The sequence below is a fragment of the Brevundimonas sp. genome (genome assembly GCF_016463295.1).
Lineage (GTDB): Bacteria > Pseudomonadota > Alphaproteobacteria > Caulobacterales > Caulobacteraceae > Brevundimonas.
The window spans coordinates 1-4,448 of record NZ_JAEMRO010000125.1; the positions used below are offsets into that span (position 1 = coordinate 1).

A 4,448-nucleotide genomic window follows, 5' to 3' on the forward strand; every position below is an offset into this window, starting at 1 on the left:
GCTCTGCTCGATGTCGGCCTTCATGGCCTCGACATCCGGTCTCATCGCAATCTCCAAGCGACAGGTAAGGGACGCGGGACATAGAGGGTGTCGCCGCGAGTGGCTAGGGCCGACAGGTCAGTAAAGCCCGCTCAGATCTTCCGCCGGCGGCTTCACCGGGGGTGGGGCGGTGGGTGGCGGCGCAGCGGGGCCGGCGCTCGGCCTTTCGGCCTCCTCCTGCTCGCGACGGATCACGTCGTTGTAGTTTTGAGGCCCGGTCGGAACCGTCGGACCCGTCGGCGCACGCTCCTCGATCCGGCGGGTCGTGCCGGGACGGAAGGCTTCCTCGATGCCATTCACGCTGCGGAATATCGCGTTCTTGGGCCGCACGAAGGGTCGCGCCGGACGCTCGCGCAGGGCCGTCTGCATGAAGTCGGCGAATACCGGCACCGCCGCCGTCGTACCCGTCTCGCCATAGCCCAGCGGGCGGTTGTCGTCGAAACCGATGAAGACGCCGACCACGATGTCGGACGAGAAACCGACGAACCAGGCCGAGCGATATTCGTTGGTCGTGCCCGTCTTGCCGCCAACCCAGCGACCCAGGCCGCGCGCACTGGCGGCTGTACCGCGCTGAACCACGCCCTCCAGCATGGAACTGATCTGATAGGCCGTGATCGGATCGATCACCTGCTGGCCGCGCGGATCAAGCCGCGGCGACTCCTGGCCCGTGAACGGTCGCCCGCAGTCCCGGCAGCGGCGGTCATCGGCGCGATACAGGGTCTCGCCGTCGCGGTCCTGGACCATTTCGATCAGATAGGGATCGACCTTGCGGCCCCCGTTGACGAAGGCGGCATAGGCGGCGGTCAGGCGGTAGGGCGTCGTCTCCCCTGCCCCAAGCGACACCGAGAGATTGGGCGTCAGGTTGTCGGCCACGCCCATCTTCTCGGACAGGGCCACGATGTTATTCATGCCGACAGACTGGGCCAGACGCACGGTCATGACGTTGCGCGACAGCTCCAGACCGCGCCGCAGGGTCTGTGGCCCATAATACTGACGGCTGTAGTTCTCGGGCGTCCAGCGGCCGCCATTGGCACCGCCCGCAAAGCTGATTGGCGCATCCAGCACGATCGAGGCCGGCGTGAAGTCACCCTCCAGGGCCGCCGCATAGACGAAGGGCTTGTAGGCCGATCCCGGTTGACGCTCCGCCTGGGTCGCACGGTTGAAGCTGGACAGGGCGTAGGAATAGCCGCCCACCATCGCCAGCACCCGGCCCGACTGCGGCTCGATAGCGACCAGGGCTCCATTCACTCGCGGCACCTGTTTCAGGGCGAACTGGCCCCCGGTCGGCTCCACGAAGATCAGATCGCCGCGCTTCAGCGGGCGGCTGGCATTGGCCCAGGCCGCGTCGGCGGCCAGCAGGCTGCCAGTGTCGCCGTCACGGGCGGTGATGATGCGAACGTTGTTGCCGGACACGCTCTCGACCGCTGCCGCCTGCCAGGCCCGGCGCTCGGGTGGCCGCGTCTCGGCCAGGGCGACCTGTTGCCACCCGTCGGCGAAGTCCGTCGTGCCCCAGGCCCCGCGCCAGCCGTGGCGTCGATCATAATTCTCCAGCCCCTTCATCAGGGCATCGCGTGCCGCCGACTGAAGGGACGGATCCAGCGTGGTACGCATATAGTATCCGCCGCGGTTGACCTCTTCGCGACCGAAGCGGGCGATGGCTTGACGCCGGGCCTCCTCCACGAAGAAGTCGGCATCGGCATACTGGGCCCGGCGCGGGGCGTCCTGGGTGACGAGCGGTTTGGCGCGCGCCTCGACCAGTTGGGCATCCGTCAGCCAGCCGTTCTGGTTCATCTCGCCCAGCACCCAGTCACGGCGGCCGGTCGCGCGACCCGGAAAGCGTTTGGGATGATAGTTGGCCGGTCCCTTGGGCAGGGCGGCCAGGAACGCTGCCTCGTCCGCAGTCAGCTCGCTCAGCGACTTGCCGAAATAGTTGTAGGCCGCGGCCGCCACGCCGAACGAGCGATAACCGAGGTAGATTTCGTTCAGATACAGTTCGAGGATCTGCTCCTTGGTCAGCGTCGCCTCAAGGCGGTTGGATAGGATCGCTTCCTTGACCTTGCGGTTGATGCCCGTCTGGCCTTCCAGCAGCACATTCTTGGCCACCTGCTGGGTGATGGTCGAGCCGCCCTCCAGTCGCCGACCCGAGGCGGCGTTGAAGACGTTCTTGAACATGGCCCGGCCCAGGCCCGACACGTCGATGCCGCCGTGGTTGAAGAAGTCGTTGTCCTCGGCCGAGAGGAAGGCCTGCGTCACCGTGTCGGGAATCTGCGAATAAGGGACATAGATCCGGCGCTCGTCCGAAAACTCGCCGATCAGAGTGCCGTCGCCGGCATAGACCCGCGTCGCGGTCGCCGGGCGATAGTCCGCCAGGTCTGACGCGTCTGGCAGGTCATGGAACAGCCAGGCTGCATAGATGGCAACGGCCAGCCCCGCCACCGCGATGCCGCCCAGCAGGACGATCCCCGCCCTTACGAACCAGCGTTCGGCAATCCTCACCTGAAACTCCGGGGCGCGTGCATCGGAGTGGGTTTAGCTTGCGTCGCCGGGGTTCGCTAGGGCGACGATGACACGGCCCCGAATGTTAGGGCTCAGGGCCGTCCGGCTCCGCCGGTCGCGGCCATCTGTACGTCACCGTCGGCCTGCCGGAAATAGGTGTCGATGCCTGCTGCGACGGCGCGAATGAGGCGACGCCGGGCGCGGGTGTCGGTCAGCAGCCGCTCGTCTTCCGGATTGGTCATATAGCCCATCTCCAGCAACACGGCGGGCACATCGGGGGCCAACAGAACGGCCAGGCCCGCGTCGCGATGGCTGCGGCGCAGTAGCGGATGGTCCGCCTGTTCGATCTCGCCCAGCAACGTGCGCGCCAAGCGGGCCGAGCGATTCTGGGTCGCGCGCTGAGTCATGTCCAGAAGGATGCGATCGACCGAGGCATCGCGGCCCGGCAAATTCAGATTCTGCTGCCAGTTCTCATCGCGCGTGAACTCACGCACCGCCCGCCCGGCCCCCTGTTCGGATAGGGTATAGACGCTGGCCCCGCGCGTAGCGGGATCCGCGATGGCGTCGGCATGCAGGGAGATGAACAGGTCCGCCCCGGCCCGGCGTGCGATCTCCACGCGACGGTTCAAACCGACATAAACATCGGTATCGCGCGTCAGCTGGACTCGATACCGGCCCGTGCGCTCCAGTTCCTGCTTCAGCAGCTGGGCCGCCGCCAGAGTAACGGCGCTTTCGTGCGTCGTGGTTCCGGTCGCGCCGGGGTCGCGCCCGCCGTGCCCCGGATCGATGACCACCAGCGGCCGCTCGGCCCGGCGCGTCGGCAAACGCACGCCGCGTTCCGGGCGCGGGGTCGGCGCCCGGCCTGTGGCCTTCAGATCGATGACATAGCGATAGTGATCGATGCCGTCGCCGGGCGGCAGCAGAAAGCGGCGCTCGATCTCGGCGGTACTGCTCAGGTCCAGTTCCACGCGCGAAGCTCCGCCCGCACCGGCGATCCGCCAGTTGCGCACCAGACCACTGCCCTGCCCTGTTCGCGTCTGCCCCGGCGCGATGCCCGCCAGCGCGACCACGACATGGCCGTCGTCGCCGGACTGAACGACCTCGCCGCGCGAGGTGCGATCCAGATCGACCACGACGCGCGTCCGCTCGGCATCGCCGCCAAACCGGACACGCAGGACTTCACCCATAGCGCCGGTGGCCAGGCCCCGCCCCGCGGCAAAGACCGCCACGCCGAACGCCAGCATCACGACAGCCGCCATCGCCCACTGGCGCAGGGTCCAACGCGTCGGATTGCTACGCCACAGCCCGCTCATTCTGACGGAGGCCTCGTTCATCACTCTGCAACCATGATGACGGGCGGGCGTCGCCAAGGGGTTAAGACAGCTGTGCCTTTTAATTCATGATTTTCATGACTATGATCTGTCTGCCTGCGATCCGATCGCGTTCCCTGACCTGTTCAGGAGCGGACGCGCCCTCCTCGCCAGGTGGACTTCCACTGATCCTAGGATCGACCGGGCGACAAGGCCCGACGATTCGAAGACCGGGTCCGCACCGCCCCTGACCGGGCGCGACCGCGACCAGGACTGACTGAACTCATGGGCTTTACCGCCAGCGCTCCCCTCCGGTCTGATTTGACCGACATCGCCTGCATCGACGGCATCATGCCGCGCTGTGGCCGAGGAACGACGCCTGCGCCCGCCCGCCTCACCCCCATTCGGCGAGCCGCCACACCGACCGGTCACGTACCGGCGGTCATGGCCCGAGCGCGCCAGAGAGAGACACTCCATGTCAAAGACCATGCTTATCGATGCGGCACATGCGGAAGAAACGCGCGTCGCGATCGTCGAAGGGCGTCAAATCGAGGAATTCGACTTTGAATCCCGCACGAAGCGCCAGCTTCGTGGAAACATCTA

General features: G+C 66.8%; 2 protein-coding genes. Both read right to left on the reverse strand.

The genetic code is table 11. The features are described from left to right. Nucleotides 1-117: 117 nt before the first annotated feature. Nucleotides 118-2,535, reverse strand: a complete 2,418-nt coding sequence (locus tag JHC81_RS13860; RefSeq protein WP_292175654.1) for a penicillin-binding protein 1A — start codon at nucleotides 2,533-2,535, stop codon at nucleotides 118-120. A 92-nt stretch (nucleotides 2,536-2,627) separates the two neighbouring features. Beyond that, nucleotides 2,628-3,869 (reverse strand): N-acetylmuramoyl-L-alanine amidase, encoded by a 1,242-nt coding sequence (locus JHC81_RS13865; RefSeq protein WP_292175656.1) that lies wholly within the window; start codon nucleotides 3,867-3,869, stop codon nucleotides 2,628-2,630. Between the last annotated feature and the right edge of the window lie 579 nt (nucleotides 3,870-4,448).

Excerpts from the sequence above, each read along its gene's own strand:
- JHC81_RS13865 (WP_292175656.1), bottom strand. The coding sequence starts at position 3,869 with ATGAACGAGGCCTCCGTCAGAATGAGCGGGCTGTGGCGTAGCAATCCG.